The organism is Shewanella sp. SG41-4, from assembly GCF_014164505.1.
Taxonomy (GTDB): domain Bacteria; phylum Pseudomonadota; class Gammaproteobacteria; order Enterobacterales; family Shewanellaceae; genus Shewanella.
This window is the reverse complement of the sequence record NZ_JACJFI010000037.1, coordinates 1-25256: the sequence shown is the minus strand read 5'-3', so window position 1 is coordinate 25256 and position 25256 is coordinate 1. Positions and strand designations below refer to the sequence as shown.

The following is a 25256-nucleotide window of genomic DNA, read 5'->3' as shown; positions in this document are numbered from 1 at the left end:
CGACCGGAAAACCTTAACCCAAGAATTTCGTCTATCGTCAAAAACGGCTGGGCGGATTTTTGCAGGTAGCACCGACTGGTTAGTTGGCGTATACGCGATGAATTTGAAAGAAGATAATGACTTATACTCGGAATACAACACCTGGCCAGATGAAGTGTTGCAGTCAAATTACGAGGCGACAAACTATGCCGTATTTGGTCAACTAGACAGCCATTTAGGCGATGATTATTTATTGTCGACAGGGTTGCGTTTCGAGCGTCGCGATAGCGATTATAGTGATAGTAATAACGATGACTTTGCCCCATCAGAAGATATGTGGGGAGGCCATATTGCGTTGTCAAAAGCCATTAATGCTAATCACAATGCTTATGCTCGTGTTGCCCGCGGTTATAAAGCGGGTGGTTTTAATATGACATTACCTGCTGAATTGTCTAACAAGAAACAGTTCGACACTGAGATTTTATATAACTATGAAGTCGGTTTGAAATCGAGCTGGTTTGACGGAGAAGTGGATTCTACATTGGCGCTATTTTATATGGATCGCCAAGACCAACAAGTGGCAGCATCTTTACAAGACCCAGATAGCCCGCAGCGTTTTATTCTATTTACTGAAAATGCTGGTAGTTCAAATAACTATGGCGCTGAGCTAGATGCAAAATGGTATTTGACAGAAAATATTGAATTTTACGGTGGTTTCGGTTGGTTAGAAACTGAATATGGCCAATATCAATACAGTGACAAATACGGTTCTACCGTAGATTTATCTGGACGTGACTTAGCACATTCACCTAAATTCACTTACAGTGCGGGTATGACGTATGTTGCTGATTCTGGGTGGTTTGCAAACGTAAATGCCAGTGGTAAAAGTCAGTTTTATTATTCAGACAGCAATGAATCTCAGTCAGAAGCCTATACTATTTATAACGCGCGCTTAGGTTATGAAACGCCAACATGGTCGGCATATCTATGGGGTCGCAATTTATTTGATGAACAATATGGTGTGCGAGGTTTTTATTTTGGCAACGAACCCGATCAAGATTGGGCAGACAAGCAATATATTCGTTACGGTGATCCGCGCCAAATTGGTGTGACATTAGAAGTCCAATTTATGTAATGACTCAAAACCGCTGCAACCAGTGTTGTAGCGGTTTTAATTAAGGAATAGAAATGAAGTTAACTGCAGAAATCAGCATGTATCCGTTTAATGAGAACTATCTCGATCCTATTCAGTGGTTTATCGGCAGAGTGGATAGTTATAACAATATTCAACGAGTGACAAACGCCATGGCAACCCAAGTCTGTGGTGAGTATGCAGATGTGATGTCGATGCTAGCCGTTGAAATGCAAGCAGCACACCAAAAGTGGGGTAAAGCTGTTTTTGTGTGTAAATTTATCGGTGGTGAGCTCGACCTTGCTCATAGCGAATAACGACAATGAATGATCTATTTATAACGCTACAACAAGCCTTTAGTGAAGCGTCATTAATGACGTTTTGGGAGGCTGTTGCCGTTATGCTAGCGCTTGCTTACTTAATTCTTGCTATGCGGACTAACATCTGGTGTTGGTCGGCAGCATTTATTAGTACCGCCATTTACACCGTTTTATTTTGGAATGTTTCGTTATTGATGGAATCAGTCCTTAATATCTATTATATGGGCATGGCGGTATACGGTTATTGGCTGTGGTTACATGTGCCACCTTCACAACAAAGCCACATGCATCATTCTGATTTGAACAATGGTTCTCAGCACAACATAGACACCAATCATCTTAACATTACCAGTTGGTCTTGGATAACTCATGCTTGGCTCATCGGTGCTACGTCATTAGTGTCTATGTTAGTGGGATATTTAATGGCTAATTACACGTCGGCAGCATTTCCATATATCGATGCAGCAACCACTTGTTTTGCGATAGTAACAACTTATCTAGTGGCTAAAAAAGTGCTAGAGAATTGGCTCTATTGGGTTGTCATTGATTTTGTGTCAATTTACCTTTATTTCCAAAAAGGCTTAATGTTGACTTCGGGTTTGTTCGTTTTATATGTCGCGATGGCTGTTGGTGGATACATGATGTGGCGTAAGAAATATCGTCATCATATAATAACTCAACACAATACGAGTCAAGAGGTGGTTGGCGTATAGCTAACCACAATGTCATTTTATTAGAGTAAATATTGATGCCCCAACCGTTGTTATCTCTACCAATTGATGTGCTTAATACGATCAGCAAAGCCATGCCAACCACATTGTTTGAACAGCTCGTGGCGCAATGTAACGCGGTGTGCTTTCTTAACACAGGGATCAGTAATGTTAATATTAAATTATCTTGTGATGATGGAGATAAGGTTCTAAGAGTGAATCAACCCCACAGTAATTGGTGTGATAGGTCGCTTGAAGTTGAATGTTGGCAAACCGCAATAATGGCTAATATTGCCCCAGCATTAATTTGGGTCAGTGATGATAAACAACTGTATTTGAGTGAGTTTATTGATCAACCAGAAATAGACTGGTCGATATTTTCGTCAACGCGCAGTCATTTATCTCTTGGGCAACCCACAAATAAATCTGTTGCCGCAGTTGATGCAGTGCCTTTGCTTAGCGCATTATTTTGTAAACTAAGTCAGTTACCTGTACCAAATAAAAGTATTACTGTGAGTGAGCAGTGGCAACAATACGCATATCAATTGGATTCATTAATGGGGTCACAAGTCGATCCTCAATGGCATGATGCGTGGCAGCAATTATTACGTTTAAATGGGCTTGTTCGGCATTGGTTATCGCAGTTAGAAGCCTGTGTATTGTTGCCGGTTTTTTGTCATCGAGATTTAACCCCGCACAATTTACTGCTTAGTGGCAGTGTGTCTCATCAGTTGCTTTGTATCGACTATGAATATGCTGTAGCGAGTCATCCGTTGTTCGACTTAGCCAGCGTTGTGGCCAGTCATCAGTTATCAACGACGCAAATGAACCAATTGATCGATAACGTGATCATACAATATTGTCAGGTTGCTAGCCTCACCGATGTGGCTGCAGCGAAAGCTGCATTACCCGCCGCAATGAATTGTTTTTGGTTGTTCTCGGCAATGTGGGCTTTATTGATGGCAGCCAAAGAACCGCAAAAATCTACACAATACTTACAATGCTTTACACAATACTTTACATTAATCACTTGCTAATATGCTCTTATGAAGTACAAGGATATTATAAAGTACAATTCATGTAAGTTTTGATAAGGGAATTATCTGTGTCTAAAAAATTGATTATCCTACTGTTAAGTAGCCTATTTTTTGTTGGTTGCTCAACCAAAGTAAGCTATTTTTTTCTGGATTGGGCAATAGAGTGGGAAGTTGAAGAGTACGTAGAGTTAACCTCAAAGCAGCAAGACAAATTCGATGTTGTGATTGAATCATTTTTAGTCTGGCATCGCCAACAAGAATTACCGCGGTATCGTGATCAACTGTCGTTATTGTCAACATTGACTAATCAACACACCATGACCCCTGAACTATGGCTTGAGCAAGTGTCAATGGCAAAGGCGCATTGGTCCCGAATTTTCGATTTTGTTATGCCTGATCTGTTGCCCATTATAGCGAGCTTATCCGATGAACAGGTTAATCAGGTTCTTGTGCAGCTTAAAAAAGAACAGAAAGAATTAATCGAAGAATATGCCGGTAAAGATCAAGCAGAATTAATAACCGACTCAGATAAAAGAATCGCCAAACAATTATCTGAATGGACCGGCAATGTGACAGATGCACAAAAAAGTATTATTCATCAAGCCAATACGGAACGTTTAGCCACGTTAGACATGTGGCTTGAGTATCGCCATGAATGGTTAAGCCAATTTGAACAAGCACTGAAACGTCGTGAGCAAACAGATTACTTTACCCAACAAATGAAGTTATTAATGGTCTCGCCTGATGAACTAAAATCTCAGGTGTATCGCGACAATGTTACCGAAAATACTCGTAAATTTGGTTCAATGTTAATAGAACTAAATCAATCATTTAGTCAAAAACAACGTAAGCGCTTTGATAAAAAGCTAGCTGAATTAGTAGAAGATTTAACTGAACTACACTTAGACAAGTAATAGTTATTTATAGTCGCTAATCACCTAATCTGAAATATTTTTAATCTTTAGCGGGTCTCTTACTACAACAACGATTTCAGCCAGGAAAAATTATGCAAATGCTAAGTGGATTATATCAACAATTTTTAAATGTGATTAAACATACAGATGGCTTAGCCGCCTTACTGCTAAGACTTTATCTTGCGCCAGTATTAATGCAGGCAGGATACAATAAATTGTCACATTTTGAAGACACCGCAGCGTGGTTTGGTAACACTGACTGGGGTTTGGGTTTACCCATGCCAGAAGTCATGACGGCGTTAGCTGCAGGCACTGAATTATTCGGTGGTTTTTTACTGTTGATTGGCTTAGCCACTCGATTCGTGGCATTGCCAATGATGGTCACAATGTTAGTTGCAGTATTTGCGGTCCATTTACCCAATGGTTGGTTAGCAATTGCCGATGCAAGTTCGTGGCTGGCGAATGAGCAAGTGTTGGCTTCAGCGGAAAAATTATCTGCGGCTAAATCTATTTTACAAGAGCATGGTAATTACGAATGGTTAACCAGCTCAGGTAATTTTGTTATTTTAAATAATGGTATTGAATTCGCGATGACTTATTTAATCATGTTATTGGCATTATTTGTGATTGGTGGAGGCCGTTACACCAGTGTTGATTACTTTATAGGACGCCGGTTTTTAAAGTAGTCTTGTTTACATAACATTAGGTTACATAGAACACCCCTAAAAAATCCCACCTAATACGTGGGATTTTTGCTAATATCGGCAGCATAATTTACTCAAAAGGATTGTATCTTGGACGCTAAACAACTGTTATTGACTCGCCAATCGACTCCCCGTCTAGTTGCCCCTGCACCAAATGCCGAACAACTCACTTTTATACTTGATGCAGCGGCAAGAGTACCAGACCACGGTGCATTAACGCCTTGGGAGTTTATTATTGCGGTAGATGATGGCTTAGCTAAATTGGCTGACATTTTTGTTGATGCAGCTAAAAAAAGTGGTGCAGATGAAGCTTTTCTCACAAAAGTGAGCAACATGCCTTACCGTGCTCCGATGGTGATTACGGTGGTAGCCAAAACACAAACACATGATAAAGTACCCGTTTTAGAACAACATATTGCAGCTGGTTGTGCGACGATGGCAATGCAGCAAGCGGCATTTTCTATTGGGCTAGGTGCGGTATGGCGTACAGGCGATTTTGCTTTTGATGCTAATGTACATCAACAATTAGGCTTGTCAGAACAAGATCAAATAGTGGGATTTTTATACGTAGGTATGCCAGCGGTAAAGGCACCAATAAAACCATTAAAAAATGGTCAGCAATACGCTCGCTATTTATAAGCTAGGTCAACAGTGAACACGAGCCTTTATTGAACAAAAAGGCTCGTTTATATGCTAATCATCAAGCACCGTTTTATTGTCTATTCGTAGAACTCGAGTGGGATCATGTTTTGATAGACATAGTAGCCTAATGGTCCGACTAATAAACTGAGCATCGACCACACTACACGTTGGCCATTTGTGATGTGTGCTTTCGAGGTAAAGGCTCGATAGCAAAAGTGAATATGTAAAATCAGTAATGCAATGAGCATTACTACTAACGTAATATCCATATTATTCATGTCATGTTCCTTTGCATTCCAGCAATGACTTATTTAAGTGTAAACTTAACATCTGCAGTAAAAATAATAGAAATCCATGTTCTTTAACGACTATTCACTGCTAACACCTTTAATTTACTTTAAAAATTAACGGATTAATAGCCCGTAAATCATTAAATAATCATAATTTTCAATTTTTGCACAAAGGTATTACTTGTCCATCATCAAGTATTGAATGTTTGAGCTGAATCATAGTTTTTTGCGGTAACCACAAAGGATATTTGTACATCGTCACGTTAAATAGCGGACTGTTCATTAATCTAGCCAACCAAGCGCATACGTTAGGGTACGGCATGGTGTTAAACCACATGGGTTCAACATTAGCGAATTGTCGAATAAATGGAAAAATAGCAAAATCAGCTAGTGTTGAGCTATTAGTGCACAAATAGTTATGTTGCTGCAACTGGTCCTCCAATGTCTGAATAAACCGCTCTGCCTGTTGTCGATACCAAAGTTGACTGTATTCAGGGAACCTGTCTGCATACTTATATTTATCTAACCATGGTTTAAATTGATTATCATTGGCATTAATGAGCGATTCAGTCATTGATTTATCTAACCAGTATTGAAGGGTTTGATACTCGGTTGTGGTTAAGTAATGGTTATCGGTAGCGGGGTGTTCAGTTAATGCAAAGCGCATAATATCAAGACTTTCACTGATCACTTGGGTGTTACTAAGCTCTAAAACTGGCACCGTGCCTTTGGCCGAAATGGCTATCATCTCAGCAGGTTTGTTTTTAAGTTCTATTTCACGTACTACAGGATTCAGCTGGCTTAAATGCAGGCCAATACGTGCTCGCATAGCATAAGGGCAACGACGAAAGCTGTACAAAATGGCAGAGTTCATTAGGTGCCTATAAAATGATGTCTTGATAATAGAGTAACGTTTCTTGGCTGAAAACCCAAAATTAACCGTTAGTAACATTGTAAAAAAGTACATCTGCTGGTTTTAGTATTTTTTTTACCGTGATTTAGGTATACTTTCGGCCGTTTTTTTGAGTCTGTGCACAGTGTGCAGGCCTTACTATATGCACTGCAATATGCACTGGAAATTAAGTTCCAGCCAGCGGAGTTAATATTTTTATGCAAGAGCCTAAACAAGAATCTAAACAAGAGCCTAAACAAGAACCTATTCAAAAAGCTATAACAGCTGCATCTCAAGCCCAAGTTGCTGTGTGCGCATTATATAAATTCGTCGCATTACCTCATTTTGAGGCCGTTCGTCAGCCATTGTTGACTGTCATGGAACAAAACGAAATTAAAGGCACTTTGTTACTTGCCCAAGAAGGGATCAATGGCACTGTTGCAGGAACCTCATCAGCGATTGAGATTTTATTGGCTTGGTTAGGCACTCAACCAGGTCTAGATAATATCGTGACGAAGCTGTCTTTTGACGCTGAAATGCCGTTTTATCGCACTAAAGTGAAGTTGAAAAAAGAAATTGTGACTATGGGTATTGAAGGCATTGATCCTCGTAAAGTCGTCGGGACGTATGTGAAACCAAAAGACTGGAATGCACTGATTTCAGATCCTGATGTGGTGTTGGTTGATACTCGTAATGATTACGAAGTAAAGATTGGTACGTTTAAAAATGCTGTCAATCCAGTGACAGAGACTTTCCGTGAGTTTCCTGAATATGTGAAGCAAAACTTAGATCCAGCTAAGCACAAAAAAGTGGCAATGTTTTGTACCGGCGGTATTCGTTGTGAAAAATCTACTGCATATTTAAAAGAGCAGGGTTTTGATGAGGTATATCACCTTGAAGGCGGCATTTTAAAATATCTTGAAGAAGTCGAGCAAGAGCAAAGCTTATGGGAAGGTGAGTGCTTTGTGTTTGATAACCGCGTAGCAGTAAATCACAGCTTAGAAAAAGGCCAATATGATCAGTGTAACGCTTGCCGTATGCCAATTACTGAAGCCGAAAAACAAACTGAAGCGTATGTTCAAGGTGTCAGTTGCCCTCATTGCATTGATAAAGTGCCGGAAGAGCAACGTCAGCGCTTTATTGAGCGTGAGCGTCAAGTACAATTAGCCAAGCAACGCGGTGAAGCGCATATTGGCAGTGATGTAAAACAAGTCATTGATGCTCGTCGCCAACAAAAAGAAGCTCAGCGTAAAGCACAAGAAAAAATGAATAACAAAGGCTAATGAATACCTTTGTTAATACCAAAGCCTAATCTACATAAGATTGGGCTTTTTTGTTATTTGCACAGTTGTTATTTGCACTGTATTAGCCGTTATCCCGTATTCAGACTAGTGAGACTTGTATCATGTTAAACGCCATATACAGGGTTACTTTTTAATATGTGGGACTTGCTTTACTCAAGCAAGAGATAAAACAGTGATAAATGGTTTAGCAAGTGTCATAAGTGTGTTATTTTAAGCGCTTTTTTTCGATTAGACGACAGAAGGTCAGTCAATGTTTGTTGGATTTGATTACGGCAGTGCCAACTGTGCGATAGGGGTAATGATTGATGATGCGGTATCGTTATTACCATTATCAACTCATTCGGATTTTATGCCCTCTACGTTATACGCAATGGATCGCGAGCTGATCGCCGAAGCGGTATACCAAGGTTTACCTGAACACTTAAAAGCAGAGTATTCTCATTTGCGCAGTTCGCAGTTAATGCGAGCAAAACAAATGCGACATGAGCTTGATCTGTCGCCCAATGAACAAGCTGTGTTTGTTGGACAAGCTGCTATAGATGCTTATTTAGACATGCCCGAAGAAGGTTTCTATGTCCGCTCTCCAAAATCTTTTTTAGGTGCAAACGGGTTGCGTGTTGAACAAATAGCCTTATTTGAAGACATTGTTACCTTGATGATGCAACATGTTAAAAACCTCGCCGATAAGGCCTTAAGCGCAAAATCGCTTAGTGCAGCAAGTCATGCAGTGATAGGTAGACCGGTTAATTTTCAAGGTATAGGTGGCGAAAACAGTAATCAACAAGCTGAAACTATTTTACGCCTTGCAGCAACTCGTTCAGGCTTCACCGATGTTAGGTTTTTATTTGAACCCCTAGCAGCGGGAATGGATTTTGAGTCAAACCTTAGCGATGACAATACCGTGCTAGTGGTGGATGTGGGCGGTGGTACGACAGATTGTTCAGTGGTAAAAATGGGACCGTCGTACATTAAGCAACAAGATCGCAGTCCAGACTGTTTTGGGCATTCTGGTCAACGGATCGGTGGTAACGATTTAGATATCGCGTTAGCAATGACTGGATTGATGCCAAGCTTTGGTGCAGACGCATTCATGATTAACGGTAAACCAATGCCAAGAACACCTTTTTGGAACGCAGTGGCCGTTAATGATATTAGTGCCCAACGTGACTTTGTCAGTTTACCCTCTCGTAAACTTGTTGAGCAGCTCATCAAAGAAGCACTGCAACCAGAACTATTAGTCCGTTTACAAAAAGTACAAAAAAATCAAATGAGTTATCAAGTTGTACGCCAAGCTGAAGCGGCAAAAATCAGTTTGTCAGACAATGAAACCACTGAATGTTCGTTAGATTTTATTGAAAAGGGGCTGTTAGTCCCATTAACAGCAGCACAGTTTGAGCAAGCCATTAATGATCCTTTAGCGAAAGTTGAAGCGTTAATGAAACAAGCAATGCAAACGGCCATCGCTAAAGCAGAGTTACAAGATTGCGATATGCCAATCACACCTGATATTGTATATGTGACAGGCGGTACGGCCAGAAGCCCTTCGATATACAATAAAATTGCCAATGTTTACCCCAATGCCAAAGTGGTTGTAGGTGATCATTTCGGTTCGGTGACTGCAGGTTTAACCCGTTGTGCTCAAAGTGCATTTAACTAAAATAAATTGCTCTTAGCTCATAAAGGTTGACCATTATGCTAATAGTAAGATGCTCATAAACATGATGTTTCAGGCACTAGTCTAAGCAGTTAGAATCTTAATCATGCTCAGTGGTGGTAGCTACAACGTCAACGGAGATTTATTTTGCATTAAAGGCTTACCATAATGATTTGCCTTTAATGGTAAAATTAAAAATTTTTATACCAAGCTATTTGATGGAATAAACCCATAATATTACAAGGTGTTACCGATGAAAAAAATACTCATTACGCTAGGGTTAACTGTACTTCTTACGGCTTGTTCTGACAACGAAGTCGGTGATGTATCACTTGGAATGTTTACGACACAAGATATAAAATTAAACATTTTAAAGGATGACATCGTAACCGGTGTCACATGTCATATTGCTTCAATAGAAGAGAATCTCAGTTTTTCAGATCCAAGTGATAGTTCTATTTCTTGCCGACAAACGGGGGAAATCACCACCGATATGATTGAACAAATAGATAAGAGCAAATCAGGTGAGGTTGTGTTTAAAAAATCAAAAAGTATTTTTTTCAAAACCATGAAAATCAGAAGAATATTCGATGCTGAAAATCAAACATTAATGTATGTCTCTTACTCTACCAAAGAAACATCGGGAAGCTTTAAACACAGCCTTTCGACTGTTCCGCTTTGGGGAACCAAAGCATTTGTTGAGCCCGCTCAAGCTCACTAAAGGTAAAGGTTTCTCTTTGGTTTGGGTGTGTTCGAATGCATTTTCTACCGCCCCAATATCTGGTTTTGATGCTAGGGAAAACAGGTTGTTCAGTTAATTGATTTCACTATGACATCATTAACAGGTTATCTACCCGTTCAGGGCATACAAAAATGCCTGTTAGGTTCGCTAACAGGCATATCGAATTTACTCGATTAAGCTAATGCGCCAATTAACACTCGACGATATTCACCGCAAGACCGCCTTTTGCTGTTTCTTTGTATTTGCTGCGCATGTCTCTACCGGTTTCCATCATCGTTTTAATGACTTTATCCAATGACACTTTGTGATTACCATCACCGCGAAGTGCCATGCGTGAAGCATTAATCGCTTTTACTGCACCCATAGCGTTACGTTCAATACAAGGCACTTGTACTAAGCCGCCAACTGGATCGCAAGTTAACCCCAAGTTATGTTCCATGCCAATTTCAGCAGCGTTCTCAACTTGTTCTACGGTTCCGCCCATTATTTCAGTTAACGCGCCGGCAGCCATTGAACAGGCTACGCCCACTTCGCCTTGGCATCCGACTTCAGCGCCAGAAATAGAGGCATTTTTCTTGTACAGAATACCAATGGCAGCAGCAGTTAATAAATAGCGGCTACACACATCGATGTCGACTTCTTGAACAAACATATCGTAGTAACACAAAACTGCCGGGATAATCCCTGCCGCGCCGTTTGTTGGGGCCGTGACGACGCGATCGCCTGCTGCATTTTGTTCGTTGACCGATAAAGCAAATAAATCTACCCAGTCCATAGCCGTTAATGGATCAGTGTTATTTCGTCCTTCTGCTTTTAGACGGCGGTACAGTGCTGGCGCACGTCGACGTAATTTTAAACCGCCTGGCAATATGCCTTCTTTTTGATAACCGCGATCAACGCAGTTTTTCATGGTTTGCCAAATTTTCCACAAACCTTGTTTGATCTCATCTTCAGTGGCAATGCTAAGCTCATTGGCCATCATTAATGATGAAATACTTAAGCCGTTTTCGCAACACAACTGCAGTAATTGCAATGCACTGTTGAAGTCATATGGTGCTTGCTCAATTGGCGTTGCTGGAGACGCATTACGTTGAGTAATTTCATCTTCGTCAAGAATAAACCCGCCGCCAACCGAATAATAGGTCCGTTGGTATATGCATTCGCCTTTAGACAATGCATATAAGGTCATGGCATTAGCATGTGCAGGCAAGGTTTTACGTCTGTGGTAGGTTACCCCTTCTTCGCGAGTAAATTTTACCTGACGTCCGTCTGCTAAGGTAAGTTTCTGAGTGGTAGACACCGTTTCTAAAATGGCATCAATACCATCGGTATCTACCGTTTCTGGATCTTCACCCATTAGGCCTAAAATGACCGCTTTCCCTGTGCCGTGACCTTTGCCTGTTTGGCCTAAAGATCCAAATAATTCTGCTTGTAACTCATCGGTATTCGCTAATAAATTATTATCAGCGACATGCTGTATAAAAATTTTACCTGCCTTCATTGGGCCCACAGTATGTGAGCTAGAAGGGCCGATACCAATTTTGAACATGTCAAATACGCTAATCATGTTGTTTAACCCTTGCTGAGTCGTTTATTGTTTTCGTTATAAGTGAGTATAATCGTCAAAAGTAATGTTGACGGTTTATCTCCTATTCTTGGTAGAGTATCCCACACATTAATCAATGACTGTTCATTAGATTTTTTGATGCATTATTCTCACATTAGCCAGCCTTATACTTGATGCATAATGTGACTTGATTAACCTGACATGATTGTCAGCTTTATAGATAAGGGAAAGATTTGAGCTATTTAATGATGGATCTTGCTGGTTTAACTGTATCTGCATTAGAAGCAGAGCAGTTAATACATCCACAGGTTGGCGGGATTATACTTTTTAGTCGTAACTGTGAAAATAAAAGTCAATTAATTGAATTGGTTAAAAGTGTTCGCCGTATTCGCTCTGAATTATTAATTGCGGTCGATCATGAAGGTGGCCGAGTTCAACGTTTTCGTGAAGGGTTTAGTTTAATTCCTGCCATGGGTGATATTTTACCTGCTGCTAAAGGTGATTTAACATTAGCTAAACAATGGGCGAAAGAGTGTGGTTTTTTAATGGCTGTTGAGTTGTTAGCGTGCGATATTGATTTAAGTTTTGCGCCTGTGTTAGACGTAAATGGTATAAGTGAAGTGATCGGTAAACGCAGTTTTAGCGCAGATCCTGATGAAGTCAGTGCATTAGCGCAGCAGTTTATCATTGGCATGAATGAGGCCGGAATGGCCGCGGTAGGAAAACATTTCCCTGGTCATGGCAGTGTTGCTGCCGACTCACATATTGCAATGCCAGTTGATCCACGCACTAAAGAGCAAGTGGAAGCTTTTGATATGCAGCCATTTAAGAACTTGATAGGTTCTCAGCGGCTACAAGGTGTGATGCCAGCACATGTGGTTTATTCAAATATTGACCCTAATCCCGCTGGCTTTTCGTCTTACTGGCTACAAACTATTTTACGTCAACAATTAGCTTTTGATGGGGTGATTTTTTCTGACGATTTAGGCATGAAGGGTGCCAGCTTTGCAGGTAACTACCTTGGCCGTGCTAAGGCGGCGTTAGATGCTGGCTGTGATATGATTTTGGTCTGTAATGATCCTGTTGGCGTTAATGCTTTATTAACCGAGTTTGATTGGCCGGCTGCCGAGCCTACGCATACCGCATTATCGCTAAAAGGTAATACCGCGCAATCCTTGCTGGCGCTTGAGCAGCAAACACGTTGGCAAGCTGCGCAGCAATTGGCTATGGACATCACTCGCATTGCACAATCATTGTAAATTTTTCAATAACCACTGTTCGAGTTAGGGATGTATTTTTTATCTCGAGCTGAGATCATTGAGTCAATGAGCTAGGCTATTAATCAAAAAACCGGATCAATTGATCCGGTTTTTTAGTATTAAGCTATTCAATGGTTAGCCGGTATAAGGTACTGGTTGGCTAGTGGTAGCACGCTCGGTTAAATCAATCGGTTTAACATTTGTAGGTTGAGCCATTTTACGAATTTGCATCACGACACCCAGTTGTGGGTGATCAAAGTAATGGATTTCACCACTGCGCACACGACGATTTTGAATAAGTGGGATACTTTCTAAGTAAGGTGCTAATTTCTTTTTACCTTCGATTTCTAGAGCGGCATATTCATTAAACTCTAAAGGACTTGATTCAAGCATTTTTTGAGTCGGTTTACGTAAAGCCAAATTATTTTCAATATACAGGTAATGGCTCAAATAAATGTTTATCGAGCCATCTAATTCCCATACTGGGCCAATCTTTGGTGCTTCATACGTGTTACCTAAGGCACCAAACTCTGTGCTTGGCATAGCTTCTGTTTGAGCTGGTTTTTTGACAGCTAAGCCATGATATTCAAAACTTTTTGAAAAATCCTTTCCACCAAATATACGCACAGGCTTAGCACGTCTGCGCGACTGCATATTTTGTTGCCAAGTTAAATGCACTAGGCTTTTAACGTAAGGCTCGCGTTGGATGGTTCGAATTAAATCATTAAACTTACCCTGGCTTTGAGCTAGCAGTAATGGACCTTGACTTAAATAAGCGGTTTGAGGTTTGTTTGCTCCAATATTAAACGGCACTTCGCTTGGGTGGGCCGCGATACTGTTACTGACTTTTGGGTCATTACAATTACTGGAACCATTGCTCCAGTCGGTTGAAGTACAACCATTTAAGCCAACGGCAACTCCGGTGATATCGGTACTAATCACTGGGGTAATGATATCCACCGTGTCATTACTGAGTTTTGGTGGTGTGGCATTGAGCCATTTTTCAACAGACGGCTGTTGACGTTCAAATACAAACACTTCAACTTCAAACCATGATTCTGCATGGGCTGAAAAGCTGTAGGATAGCGCTGTGATAGCGGCGATAGAAATCGCAAGATTACGAAGCACTATTTGTCTCCAAAATTTGATGTTTAGCGAACTGTTCAAGCAGGGTGTTGATTAACTCAAGACGCTCTTTGCTTGTCTCAGCAGGAATGTTGAACTTTAACTTATTTGGCCCGTCCATTCGATAGATTTGTGGTTGGTTTTGCAACAAACCAATAATAAACATCGGATCGACGTGATTTTCTTGACCAAATTCGACACTGCCACCTTTAGCGTGCATTTCAATTTTATGGATACCTAACGCAGTGGCTTGATGTTTATACAAGGTAATCGCCATTAAATTACGTGTAGGTACAGGCAGCATACCAAATCGGTCAATAAATTCGACTTTAAGTTCATCGAGCATAGTGTCGGTTTCGCAGTTAGCGATACGTTTATATAATGATAAGCGCATATTAACGTCACTAACGTAATCTTCTGGTAATAACGCCGGAATACGTAAATCGATTTCTGCTTTAGCACTCATCATATAGGCTAAAGAAGGCTCTTTTCCTTCTTTAAGGGCTTTTACGGCGGACTCCAGCATTTCCATATATAAGCTAAAACCAATTTTTGAGATATGGCCGCTTTGTTCATCGCCGAGCAATTCACCCGCGCCGCGAATTTCTAAATCTTGGGTGGCCAGTAAAAAACCTGCGCCAAGATCTTCTAGAGCTTCAATAGCAGCAAGACGTTTACGGGCATCTGGGGTCATGCGTTTAGGATGTGGCGTCATCATATAAGCATAGGCTTGGTGATGCGATCGTCCAACACGGCCGCGAAGCTGGTGCAGCTGTGCTAAACCAAACATATCGGCACGGTCAATAATAATGGTATTGGCACTGGGCACATCGATGCCGGTTTCAATAATGGTGGTACATACCAGCACGTTAAAACGTTGGTGGTAAAAGTCGGACATGACTTTTTCAAGAACGCGTTCGCGCATTTGGCCATGGGCTGTTACTACGCGAGCTTCTGGCAGTAAATCGCGGATGTTTTGCGCTGTTTTCTCAATGGTCTCAACATTATTATGCAGATAATACACTTGGCCACCACGTAAAATCTCACGCAAAATAGCTTCTCGTGCCGTGGCTTTGTCATATTCACGCACAAAGGTTTTTACTGCCAAACGTTTAGCCGGAGGGGTGGCGATAATCGATAAATCTCGCATGCCTGACATGGCCATGTTTAATGTCCGCGGAATCGGTGTGGCGGTGAGGGTTAAAATGTCGACATTGGCACGTAATGCTTTAATTTTTTCTTTTTGACGTACACCAAAGCGGTGTTCTTCGTCGATGACTAATAACCCGAGGTTATCGAAGTTAGCTTCTGATGACAGTAACTTATGGGTGCCGATAACAATATCGACTTTACCTTCAGACAGCTGTTCGACAACACTGCTTTGCTCTTTGGCGGTTCTAAAGCGTGACATTACTTCAATAACGATAGGCCAATCAGCGAAACGGTCTTTAAAGTTTTCATAGTGTTGCTGGGCAAGTAAGGTTGTTGGCACTAACACCACCACTTGTTTACCGGCATTCACGGCGACAAATGCTGCTCGCATGGCCACTTCGGTTTTGCCAAAACCCACGTCGCCACAGACTAAGCGATCCATTGCCCGTGGTGCTTGCATGTCTTCAAGTACGGCGTGAATCGCACTTTCTTGGTCGACGGTTTCTTCAAAAGGGAAACCTTGGCTAAATTGAGCGTATTCTTCTTCATCAATACTCATCGCATCGCCAGGGCGAGCTTGACGACGAGCATATACATCAAGCAACTCCGCGGCCACATCACGAATACGTTCTATGGCTTTTTTCTTGGCCTTAGCCCAGGTTTCGTTACCTAACTTATTGAGGTGAGTATTACCATCGCCGCTGGCATTATAGCGACTGATAAGGTGCAGTGACGACACTGGCACATACAACTTGTCGCCACCTGAATATTCAAGTTTTAAATATTCTGCAACCAAACCGCCAGTATCGAGTGTTTCTAACCCTTGGTATAACGCAACACCGTGCTCTAGGTGGACAATCGGTTGACCAACTTTAAGTTCAGCCAGGTTTTTGACTAAAACATCGGTGCTAACTTGTTTTTGCTTTTCGCGGCGACGTTGCTGCGAAATACGCTGACCAAACAGTTCGGTTTCACAAATGATGCTGACGGCACCTTTTGCGGTGTCGGTTAGCACACAACCTCGCGCCAAAGGTGAGACGATTAAACCTATATTGTCTTTGGCTGCTAGGTAGTCGTTAAGATGAGCAAATTGTTTCGGTCTGATGTCAATTTTAGCAAATAATTCTAACAGGGCTTCACGTCGACCTTCCGATTCGGCACTAAACACCAGTTTTTGGTGCTGCTGACAATACTCCTGTAACGCAATCAGTGGTTGTTTGAGTTTATGGTTAGCATTGATGTCGGGCAGTGTTTCAACGTTAGCGATTAGCGTATGAGCTGGTAGTTCAACTTCAACTAGCGGCTCGCCGGCATTATTGGTGTCGGAGGCAATATGTTGCTGTAATAATTGGGTACGAGTAAAAGATTTAAATGCCGCGAATAATTCATCATTAAGCAAGTAAAGTTCTTTTGGCGCCAATAACGGTCTTAGTGGATCAACACGTCTGTCTTCGTAACGGACATTGACTTCATGTAAGTGCGCTAAACTGGCTTTCTCAATATTGCCTAAGGTGATCAGTTGGCTGTTTTGCGGCAAATAATCAAACAATGTGGCCGTGTCATCGAAAAACAACGGTAAGTAGTTTTCGATGCCTGCGGGCATTAAATTACGGCTGACCAGTTGATAAACAGATTCTGCCTCTTTTGAGATCACTTCAAAGCGGCGACGATAACGTTGTCTAAAGCCTTCAATCGCATTGCTGTCGGTGGGGAATTCTTTTGCTGGCAGCATGCGAATCGCATCGCGAGCCATGCCTGAACGCTGAGTGTCAACATCAAAAAAACGTATCGATTCAACTTCATCATCAAACAATTCTATTCGTAATGGTTGTTTTGAGCCAGTAGGAAAAATATCGATAATAGAGCCACGAATAGCAAATTCACCATGTTCATATACTTGATCGACGATATGGTAACCGGTATCAGTAAGGTGTTGTCTGGCTTGCTGTAAACTGTATGTGTCGCCTTTATTAAGCACCATGACATTGGCAGTCATAAATGATTTAGGAGGTAGGCGAACCATTAAGGTGTTTACCGGTACGATGACCACATTGTGCTGGCTTTGACCAATATTGGCTAAGGTTTCAAGTCGCTGCGATATTAAGTCTTGGTGTGGCGAAAAGCTATCATAAGGCAGTGTTTCACGATCGGGAAACAAACACACATTCACATTGATGTGGTTTAATAAATAACTCAGTTCGACCTCAAGCGATAACGCACTAGGCGTGTCGTGAGTGACAATAATACTGGTGCCAGCATGGTTATTGATTAAATTGGCGAGGGTGATGGCTTGCGACACGCCACCCAATGTTGCCAAAGTTTGCGTTTGTTGGCCTTTTTTTACACTCGGCGGCGTGAGTACACTAAATAGGTTCATTGAAATCTTTGTCAGTTCCGTTTGCGATCAAGTCGTATTGAATGAGGCGAGGCTTCAGCTACGCTGTTTATCGATATTCTGTTTACGTTTTTTGAGCATTTTTTGTTGTACATTCAAGCTTGCTTTAACTAATTGCTCAATATCGTCTTCAAGTATTTGGCTAAATTCAAGTTCACAGCGCCAATAAGCGGTTTCGGTGGCGTCATCTGATGATACTGGGGTGCAGTTTTGTATTTGGCAAAGACACAACAATGCTACCAATTCTGTATGCAAATAGATGTGGGTCTTAACGTATTCATTTACAACCAATGGGCGTGATGAAATGATACTAATTCCACTGCCACCAAATTGATCGCCCTTAAATAACTCACCATCTTGAACTTCTTTTTCTAATACGTGTTGCAATACTAAATCGACTTTACGCGATTGTAGCTTTAAAAAGTCGACCACGGCTTTAGCATCATTGTCTAAATTGCGCAGTTGCAGTAAACAATTTGCTTCAAGACTTTTGACTTCTGTCAGCAGTTTTAACCCAACAGATTGCATGTCGCGAAGTTCGTCATCAGTGGGTAAAGCTTGGTTTGCATCCCACGATGTTAAGTACACATTAAAGTGGTGAGGCACACTAAAATAAGAATTGCTGTCAGGTATCAAGGTTTGCCTCTTTATTTATCACACTAATAGCCCTATTATCGTGCCCAACTTAATGATTTAGCAAGTCATACACGCTGGCTTGTTGTTTTCATATTCACATTTTGCCTGATTGTCTGACTTATACGCCCCAATAGGCGCACAGGATTAGTATTTTTTTATGAATTTAGGATTTTCTTTTTTTATTGGCTACCGTTACTGGCGAGCCCGAAAAGCGAATGCTTTTGCCTCTTTTATTACCTTTTTTGCTGTATCGGGTATTTTTTTAGGTGTTGCAGCATTGATTGTGGTCAGTTCAGTAATGAATGGACTCGAAGGCCAACTAAAAAATCGCATTTTAGGGGCTGTGCCACAAATGACCCTGATCAGCGATATGGGATTTAGGGATTGGCAACAAAGTAGCCAAAGCCTGTTGGCCGATAACTATTTATTACAAAATATCCGCGGCATTGTGCCTAGTGCGACCACTCAAGCCATGATCCAATCGAGCAGTAACATTCAAGCTATACAAATGTATGGGGTTTACCCAGAGCTTGAGCAATCATTGTCGAGCATTGCGGCTCATACTTATTCAGATGCTTTTTCAACGTTACAAGCTGGCAAGTATTCAATTGTGCTCGGCACTGATCTAGCTCGCAAATTAGACGTTAAAGCAGGTGATAAAGTCAGAGTGTTAAGCGGTGATGGGGTGGTGTATTCACCCATGGGACCTGTGCCGAGTCAGCGTAAATTTACCGTTGCCGGTGTATTTGAAATGGGCTCGCAAGTTGATTCAAGTGTTGCCTATGTGCATTACAAAGATGCGCGTAAATTGATGCGCCAAGACAGTAATACCATTAATGAATTGCGGGTATATTTGAATGATCCCTTCTCTGCGCCAGCACTGGCACCCAAAGTAGTTGCTGGCTTTGCGAAACAAAATATTGAAATCCAAACCAGCGACTGGCGGCAAGACTTTGGCCACTTATTCTCGGCCGTTAAGATGGAAAAAAACATGATGTCGTTGATGTTAAGTTTAATCGTTGCTGTTGCCGCGTTTAATATGGTGTCGGCATTGGTCATGATGGTGGTCGATAAAACCACTGATGTTGCTGTACTCAAAACACAAGGTGTCACGACCTCGTCTGTGATGGGCATATTTATTGTGCAGGGATTATTAAATGCTTTGTTAGGTTTAATTCTAGGGACGGTTGTTGGTATTGCTGTTACCTTGAATTTAAATGAAATTCTATCTGGTCTTGGTGTTTCTATTTTAGGTGTTGGGCAAACATTACCAGTGCAATTGTCGATAAATCAAATGAGTTATATTATTGTTGGCTCGCTATTAATTACCTTACTTGCCACTCTTTACCCTGCGCTATCGGCTGCAAGGGTTCAACCCGCTACTGCTTTGAGATACGAATAATGAGTCAAATACAAACCGCGTTATTACAAGTTAATCATGTCAGCAAGCAATATCATGATGGTGAAGTGACTACCCATGTGTTGTCTGGAGTCGATTTAACGGTTTATAAAGGCGAACAATTGGCCATAGTGGGGAGTTCTGGTTCAGGTAAAAGTACCTTGCTACACATTATGGGCACCTTAGATTCGCCAACGTCGGGTACGGTATTACTTGATGGCGAAGACATATATAAATTGTCTGCGGTGCGCCAAGCACAAGTGCGTAATAACGATTTAGGCTTTATTTATCAGTTCCATCATTTATTACCTGAATTTACTGCGATTGAAAACGTCGCTATGCCTGCGTTTATCCAAGGTAGAGATAAAAAACAAGCTTTGGTCGATGCTAAAAACTTACTAGATCGTGTTGGTTTGGGGCATCGATTACATCATATCCCAGCGCAATTGTCTGGTGGCGAACGTCAACGTGTTGCGATAGCTAGGGCATTAATAAACAAGCCCAAGTTAGTGTTAGCCGATGAGCCAACGGGTAATTTAGACGCCAGTAGTGCCGATAATGTTTATGCGATGATCCGCGAGCTGGCTCAGCAATTTGATACTGCGTTTGTTGTAGTGACTCATGACCATAAATTAGCCGCTAAAATGGACCGTCAATTAACCATGAAAGATGGTGTGTTACAAGTGGTTCCTAATAGTACAGGGCAGGCCGAATGAGTCAGTGGTTACCATTAACAATTGGTTGGCGTTTTTTTCGTGCCAGGCAATCGAATCGTTTTATCGGTTTTATTTCATTTGCTTCAACTGCGGGCATTGCGTTAGGCGTCGGTGTACTGATTGTGTTGTTGTCGGCCATGAATGGCTTTGAAAAAGAATTACAACAACGTTTATTGGGCGTGGCATCTCATGGTGAACTTGTTGGTGTGAATGAACCCATCGCCGACTGGCAGGTCATTGCTAAAAGCGCACAAAACTTACCACAAATTACCGGTGTAGCACCGTTTATTCGCTTGCAAGGGTTAGTGCAAAAGCCGAGTGGTTTTCAAGGACTGGTGGTAACGGGTATTGATATTAACCATGAAGCTGATGTGTCGAGCATTAACCAATACATGTCTACAGAGGCATGGCAGTCGTTACAGGGCGATCAAAATAATATTGTTTTAGGCCGTAGTTTATTGACTAAATTAGAGCTTAATGTCGGCGACACGTTAGCTATGTTCACCCCAGATGCCAATAACAGTCAATTAACCTCGGCTAAAAGTCATCGGTTTGTGGTCTCTGGTGTATATGATGTCGGCGGGGAAATTGAATCAATCCAGGCTTATACATCGATGGAGTATCTGGCTGATATGTTAACGCTAGGGACTTCGGTTAGCGGAGTACGCATTCAAGTCGCTAATGTACTTAATGCAGCGAGCATTACTCGTGATTTGGGGTTCGCCCAAGAACAATATTTATACATTAATGATTGGACTCGCTCACAAGGCCATGTCTATCAAGATATTCAGTTAGTGCGTTTAGTGATGTACTTGGTATTAGCGCTGGTGATTGCTGTGGCGTGCTTTAACATTGTGTCGACATTAGTGATGGCGGTACGTGATAAAGCCTCTGAAATTGCTATTTTAATGACAATGGGCATCAGTCGTGGCGCTATAATGACCATATTTATGTTACAGGGTGCATTAAATGGGCTTATGGGGTGCACTATTGGCGGTGTGTTTGGCGTCGCTTTTGCCTATAACTTGAGCGCGATAGCAAATGGCTTTGAGCAATTGTTGGGTATTCAACTATTGGCGTCAGATATTTATTTTATTGATTTCCTTCCTTCTGAATTACATTATCAAGATGTATTAGTTGTATTGTTTATGGGCCTATTCATGAGCCTTATTGCAACTATTTACCCTGCGTGGAAAGCGACTGAAATCGCGCCAGCCACGGCATTAGCGGGCAGGTAAACTCTGTAAACGAACGAGGTTGATATGGACAGTATTGCTAGTTTGTTTCCACTAAAGTGTCCTACGTTAACCTCGGGTAGTTTAATCATCAGGCCATTTAGCCTTAATGATTTAATGGCATTTACCGCCTGCAGAGCAGATCAAAATATTGCTCGATATCAGCGTTGGACGGATTATCACTATCAAGATGCGCTAAGCTTATTCAATTCGACCCACTACCACGATTTTGCTAAAGCAGGGTAATGGTATCAATTAGCTATTAGTGACCAGCATGAGTTGTTAATGGGCGATCTGGCGCTACATTTTATTGATGACTGTCAAGTTGAAGTCGGTTTCACTGTTGCTCCAGCATTTCGAGGACAAGGAGTTGCAGCACAAGCGCTAACTCGTTTATTGCAATATTTGTTTGTGGAATTATCTCGTCATCGAGTTATTGCTCAAACTGACTGCCTCAATCTAGCCAGTGCAGCGCTTTTAGAAAAATTGCAGTTTCGTCGTGAAGGCCATTTTATTAACAATGTGTTTTTTAAAGGTGCATGGGGTGATGAGTATCTATATGCCATGTTGGCGAGCGAGTTTGAGAATCAATATCCTGAGCATAAATTATAAAGAAAACTGTAATGTCCTGTAACCAATGTTCCGACTCTGTTTTTAGACAAAAAATTGGCCGCTGTAAACGCTGCATGTGGCAATTAGCCCTACTGAGCATAATTGCATGGCCACTTTGGTGGTATTGCTATGCGGACACGCCTAAGATCGTAGAATCCATTGCATTACTTTTCTTTGCTGTTAGTTTCAGTGGATTACTTACACTGCATTTGGTGGTGTGGACTTATCGCAGCCTAACGAGCCTCCGCTTGTAATCTACCGCGTCAAAACAGTCCTATTACCGGTTAATTGTGTAGCATTTATTGGCAGTGGATATACTATTGACGCAGCAAGTCATCAGATACTGTGCCTTGTTCAACCAAATTATTTACAGTCTCAAAAATAACAAGTTTGAATGAAAATCGTCAAATTTTGATTGTTATTTCCCATCACTTAATCAGTGCTTTGTTTAACTGAACAAAAGTCACTACAGCGGCTGCATCTGTTTTTGTATACCAAAGGTGTCAGCATCAGTATTTCGCTTCCAGTACCCTGTAGCACTGATTGCACTTAATGGTAATTGTTGTTGCTCAAGCAAGTATTGCTTTACTAATCTCACTTGGGTAGCTTCCAAGCCGACAAAAACGTGTGTATCTGACGGTAAATCACCAAAGTGATCAAGTTTATCTAACAACCAAGCGATTTGTTGTTCAGCAGTGATACCGTCATTAAGTACTAACCAATGGTTTTTCAATAATGGGTGCTGGCTGAGCAGAGTTTGCTCTTGCTGGCTATTCACCAACATAATGATATGCCCTTTAGCGGTGGCGGGAAGCCGCTTTATCAATGCATCAACGGCATTGATAGACGTGGAATCTCCAAATAATAGGTAGTTACTAACATCAAATCGATTCATTTTTAATGGCCCCGGCCCTGCAATTGCCACAGTATCGCCAACGTTAGCTAATTTTGCCCAATCGGTAGCTGGCCCCGTATGCTTATTTATCACAAAATCTAAGCTAAGTTGACCACGTAAAGGATCAAACTCCCTGATGGTATATGAGCGCTTAATCGCAGCATTAGGACCGGTTAATGTGATATTTACGGTGGTTTCACCGGGTTGCGGTATTAATACTTTTACATAGGCCCCTTGTTGATCGGCAGGGAAATTGGCCAGTTGCTCGCCACTCAACACCAATCTACGTAAATAAGGGCTTATTTCAATAATGTCACTGATATAAGTTAATCTGGTTAGTGATTTTTTAGCTGATTGGTTACTCATAAGAACTTGCCTGTCGTTTGGGTTAGCAAAGTGTTGGGGTTTAATCACTCGTTTGCTGCAACTGATAATTGCATTAACCTTGCCGTTAGTAGATAATGTCCACTATATTGATTGTTGTTGACAAAGTCAACTAGTTTTTAGTTGTTGTAATTGAGTTTGATGCTTATGGGGTATTAAAATGAATTTGAGGATGTCTAATGTCTGAAAATATAAAAGAGCCGTTGTTTAATTTATTACACAGTGTAAAGCGTTCATTGCGTCATGCTATTGATAGTGCTGAATTTGGGTTAACGCCGTTACATTTGCGGGTATTAAAAATTATTGCTAACCAAGATAAACAAGTAACAGCAAATGATATTGTGCATAAAACATTGATTGATAAGGCGCAACTGGCGCGGTTGATCAAAGAGTTAATTAATCTGAAGTATGCTGAAAAGTCAGACAACCTTAACGATAAACGCAGCTATTTTTTAGGCTTAAGCCCTGCGGGAGTTAAAGTTGTTATGAAATTGTCTATTGCAGAATTACGTGTGAATGAGTTAATGAAAAGTGGATTAACAGACCAAGAAATTGCGGATTTTACGCGTTTAGCAAAGAAGATGGCGCAAAATTTAAATCAACACCTTTAGCTCATAGAAAAGGCCGCTACAGCGACCTTAGTAAGAGTAAATGGGTAAAGTATCCAATCAATCGAAGACTTTCTAACCTTTACGCTTTTGCCATTTAAACAAAACTGAATAGCGCCACATGCTCTTAATCACAATAAACCCAACTAGCGCACTGATAATGCCAAGAGATAAGCAACCAACGAGAAAGGGTGGGCCGATGGTTGATACTGAGGCTTCAATCCATGCCCAGCTGGCTTCAAATTGAAATGCTTGTGCTTTATGTCCCAAGATTTTAACGCCTAACAAGTACGCCCCATAAAACATAATAGGCATAGTCAGGGGATTTGTTATCCATACCAGCGCCACAGCAACGGGAAGGTTGACGTTAAAAGCAATGGCAAATCCAGCAGCCACGACCATTTGAAATGGCATAGGGATCCAAGCCACAAATAGCCCCACAGCAAATGCTCCTGGAGCAGATTTTCTATTTAATGCCCACAGATTAGGCTTGTGCAATAGTTTGCCAAACATCCGTAAATACTTATGGTTACGGAGTGTTTCTGGTTTTGGCATAAATCTTTTTATTAATTTTTTTGGCATATTTGTCGATTAATGTCTTAACTAATTCATTATGAATCGATTTATCTATGGCTTTTGCGCCTGTTCTTTATCAGCGATGTTATGGCCTTCGCTGGCACCTATGTGGTGTTTGCCCATTCTATTCTTGGTTATGCTTCTTTGCCTTCGCAAAGGGCCGCTTATAGCTGGCTGCTTATTTGCAGTCATTTGGCTGAGCCTGTTTTTTCATTGTCTATATATGCATCAATATGCTGAAAAGTCGCAACAAATTGAATTTAAGGCGCAGATAGTATCACTAGTTAGCCAAAACCGCGACTGGATTAGTTTTGATGTGCGCGTTATACCCAAATCCAAACAAGATGCTTTTTTTGAAACGTTGGCGCTTAATAATG

General features: G+C 41.3%; 24 protein-coding genes and 2 pseudogenes. 18 read left to right on the top strand and 8 right to left on the bottom strand.

Annotated elements, in window-relative coordinates; genetic code table 11:
* The 7 genes from H5202_RS05900 to H5202_RS05870 form a co-directional block, all read left to right on the top strand.
* Window positions 1-1114, top strand: a 1114-nt coding sequence (locus H5202_RS05900) for a TonB-dependent receptor (protein WP_182771241.1), incomplete at its 5' end; no start/stop codon positions are given.
* A gap of 53 nt (window positions 1115-1167) precedes the next feature.
* Window positions 1168-1428 carry a YkoF family thiamine/hydroxymethylpyrimidine-binding protein gene (locus H5202_RS05895; RefSeq protein WP_182771240.1) on the top strand — a complete coding sequence of 87 codons (261 nt, stop codon included), beginning with the start codon at window positions 1168-1170 and terminating at the stop codon, window positions 1426-1428.
* Between the two features lie 5 nt (window positions 1429-1433).
* Window positions 1434-2144 (top strand): nicotinamide riboside transporter PnuC, encoded by a 711-nt coding sequence (gene pnuC, locus H5202_RS05890; protein WP_182771239.1) that lies wholly within the window; start codon window positions 1434-1436, stop codon window positions 2142-2144.
* Between the two features lie 35 nt (window positions 2145-2179).
* Window positions 2180-3178 carry a phosphotransferase gene (locus H5202_RS05885; RefSeq protein WP_182771238.1) on the top strand — a complete coding sequence of 333 codons (999 nt, stop codon included), beginning with the start codon at window positions 2180-2182 and terminating at the stop codon, window positions 3176-3178.
* Between the two features lie 68 nt (window positions 3179-3246).
* Complete coding sequence (locus tag H5202_RS05880) at window positions 3247-4092, top strand: DUF6279 family lipoprotein (RefSeq protein ID WP_182771237.1); 846 nt, start codon at window positions 3247-3249, stop codon at window positions 4090-4092.
* A gap of 92 nt (window positions 4093-4184) precedes the next feature.
* Window positions 4185-4778 carry an HvfX family Cu-binding RiPP maturation protein gene (locus H5202_RS05875; RefSeq protein ID WP_182771236.1) on the top strand — a complete coding sequence of 198 codons (594 nt, stop codon included), beginning with the start codon at window positions 4185-4187 and terminating at the stop codon, window positions 4776-4778.
* Window positions 4779-4886: 108 nt separating this feature from the next.
* Window positions 4887-5435, top strand: coding sequence for an NAD(P)H nitroreductase (locus tag H5202_RS05870; RefSeq protein WP_182771235.1), 549 nt, complete (start codon window positions 4887-4889; stop codon window positions 5433-5435).
* Between the two features lie 80 nt (window positions 5436-5515).
* On the opposite strand, the gene H5202_RS05865 is transcribed toward H5202_RS05870, so the two are convergent.
* Both H5202_RS05865 and H5202_RS05860 read right to left on the bottom strand, forming a co-directional pair.
* Window positions 5516-5716: a hypothetical protein gene (locus tag H5202_RS05865; RefSeq protein WP_182771234.1), complete on the bottom strand. Its 201-nt coding sequence runs from the start codon at window positions 5714-5716 to the stop codon at window positions 5516-5518.
* Between the two features lie 169 nt (window positions 5717-5885).
* Window positions 5886-6602, bottom strand: coding sequence for a glutathione S-transferase (locus H5202_RS05860; protein ID WP_182771233.1), 717 nt, complete (start codon window positions 6600-6602; stop codon window positions 5886-5888).
* Window positions 6603-6838: 236 nt separating this feature from the next.
* Here H5202_RS05860 and trhO point away from each other — a divergent pair, with 236 nt between their 5' ends.
* From trhO to H5202_RS05845, 3 genes are all read left to right on the top strand, one after another.
* Window positions 6839-7903 (top strand): oxygen-dependent tRNA uridine(34) hydroxylase TrhO, encoded by a 1065-nt coding sequence (trhO, locus tag H5202_RS05855; protein ID WP_220493779.1) that lies wholly within the window; start codon window positions 6839-6841, stop codon window positions 7901-7903.
* A gap of 271 nt (window positions 7904-8174) precedes the next feature.
* Window positions 8175-9581 carry a molecular chaperone gene (gene yegD, locus H5202_RS05850; protein WP_182771232.1) on the top strand — a complete coding sequence of 469 codons (1407 nt, stop codon included), beginning with the start codon at window positions 8175-8177 and terminating at the stop codon, window positions 9579-9581.
* Between the two features lie 250 nt (window positions 9582-9831).
* Window positions 9832-10299 carry a CreA family protein gene (locus H5202_RS05845; RefSeq protein WP_182771231.1) on the top strand — a complete coding sequence of 156 codons (468 nt, stop codon included), beginning with the start codon at window positions 9832-9834 and terminating at the stop codon, window positions 10297-10299.
* Window positions 10300-10510: 211 nt separating this feature from the next.
* On the opposite strand, the gene H5202_RS05840 is transcribed toward H5202_RS05845, so the two are convergent.
* A complete protein-coding gene (locus H5202_RS05840) occupies window positions 10511-11887 on the bottom strand; it encodes an L-serine ammonia-lyase (RefSeq protein WP_182771230.1) in 1377 nt (458 codons plus the stop codon).
* 233 nt (window positions 11888-12120) lie between these two features.
* On the opposite strand from H5202_RS05840, the gene nagZ reads away from it, so the two are divergent.
* Window positions 12121-13146: a beta-N-acetylhexosaminidase gene (nagZ, locus tag H5202_RS05835; RefSeq protein WP_182771229.1), complete on the top strand. Its 1026-nt coding sequence runs from the start codon at window positions 12121-12123 to the stop codon at window positions 13144-13146.
* A 135-nt stretch (window positions 13147-13281) separates the two neighbouring features.
* Here nagZ and H5202_RS05830 read toward each other — a convergent pair whose 3' ends face one another.
* Genes H5202_RS05830 through H5202_RS05820 form a run of 3 tightly spaced genes read right to left on the bottom strand, consistent with a single transcriptional unit; the run spans window position 13282 to window position 18454 of the window.
* Complete coding sequence (locus tag H5202_RS05830) at window positions 13282-14274, bottom strand: CsiV family protein (RefSeq protein ID WP_182771228.1); 993 nt, start codon at window positions 14272-14274, stop codon at window positions 13282-13284.
* A complete protein-coding gene (mfd, locus tag H5202_RS05825; RefSeq protein ID WP_182771227.1) occupies window positions 14264-17800 on the bottom strand; it encodes a transcription-repair coupling factor in 3537 nt (1178 codons plus the stop codon). The genes H5202_RS05830 and mfd overlap by 11 nt, the downstream gene beginning before the upstream one ends.
* Window positions 17801-17854: 54 nt before the next feature.
* Window positions 17855-18454: a hypothetical protein gene (locus H5202_RS05820; protein ID WP_182771226.1), complete on the bottom strand. Its 600-nt coding sequence runs from the start codon at window positions 18452-18454 to the stop codon at window positions 17855-17857.
* A gap of 157 nt (window positions 18455-18611) precedes the next feature.
* Here H5202_RS05820 and H5202_RS05815 point away from each other — a divergent pair, with 157 nt between their 5' ends.
* From H5202_RS05815 to H5202_RS05795, 5 genes and pseudogenes are all read left to right on the top strand, one after another.
* On the top strand, window positions 18612-19856 hold the full coding sequence (locus H5202_RS05815) for a lipoprotein-releasing ABC transporter permease subunit (RefSeq protein WP_182771225.1): 1245 nt from the start codon (window positions 18612-18614) through the stop codon (window positions 19854-19856).
* 8 nt (window positions 19857-19864) lie between these two features.
* Window positions 19865-20569, top strand: a complete 705-nt coding sequence (gene lolD, locus H5202_RS05810) for a lipoprotein-releasing ABC transporter ATP-binding protein LolD (RefSeq protein ID WP_182771242.1) — start codon at window positions 19865-19867, stop codon at window positions 20567-20569.
* Complete coding sequence (lolE, locus tag H5202_RS05805) at window positions 20566-21807, top strand: lipoprotein-releasing ABC transporter permease subunit LolE (RefSeq protein WP_182771224.1); 1242 nt, start codon at window positions 20566-20568, stop codon at window positions 21805-21807. Before lolD ends, lolE begins: the two co-directional genes overlap by 4 nt.
* Before the next feature lie 24 nt (window positions 21808-21831).
* Window positions 21832-22416 (top strand): annotated as a pseudogene (locus tag H5202_RS24770) (GNAT family N-acetyltransferase).
* Between the two features lie 11 nt (window positions 22417-22427).
* Window positions 22428-22670 carry a DUF3624 domain-containing protein gene (locus H5202_RS05795; RefSeq protein WP_182771223.1) on the top strand — a complete coding sequence of 81 codons (243 nt, stop codon included), beginning with the start codon at window positions 22428-22430 and terminating at the stop codon, window positions 22668-22670.
* Window positions 22671-22882: 212 nt separating this feature from the next.
* On the opposite strand, the gene H5202_RS05790 is transcribed toward H5202_RS05795, so the two are convergent.
* Window positions 22883-23677, bottom strand: a complete 795-nt coding sequence (locus H5202_RS05790; RefSeq protein ID WP_182771222.1) for a siderophore-interacting protein — start codon at window positions 23675-23677, stop codon at window positions 22883-22885.
* 197 nt (window positions 23678-23874) lie between these two features.
* Between H5202_RS05790 and H5202_RS05785 the strand changes: the two genes are divergently transcribed.
* Window positions 23875-24306, top strand: coding sequence for a MarR family winged helix-turn-helix transcriptional regulator (locus H5202_RS05785; RefSeq protein ID WP_182771221.1), 432 nt, complete (start codon window positions 23875-23877; stop codon window positions 24304-24306).
* 72 nt (window positions 24307-24378) lie between these two features.
* Here H5202_RS05785 and H5202_RS05780 read toward each other — a convergent pair whose 3' ends face one another.
* Window positions 24379-24885 carry a DUF2062 domain-containing protein gene (locus H5202_RS05780; protein ID WP_182771220.1) on the bottom strand — a complete coding sequence of 169 codons (507 nt, stop codon included), beginning with the start codon at window positions 24883-24885 and terminating at the stop codon, window positions 24379-24381.
* A 31-nt stretch (window positions 24886-24916) separates the two neighbouring features.
* Here H5202_RS05780 and H5202_RS23935 point away from each other — a divergent pair.
* Window positions 24917-25256: pseudogene (locus H5202_RS23935) on the top strand (DNA internalization-related competence protein ComEC/Rec2); the annotation flags it as partial.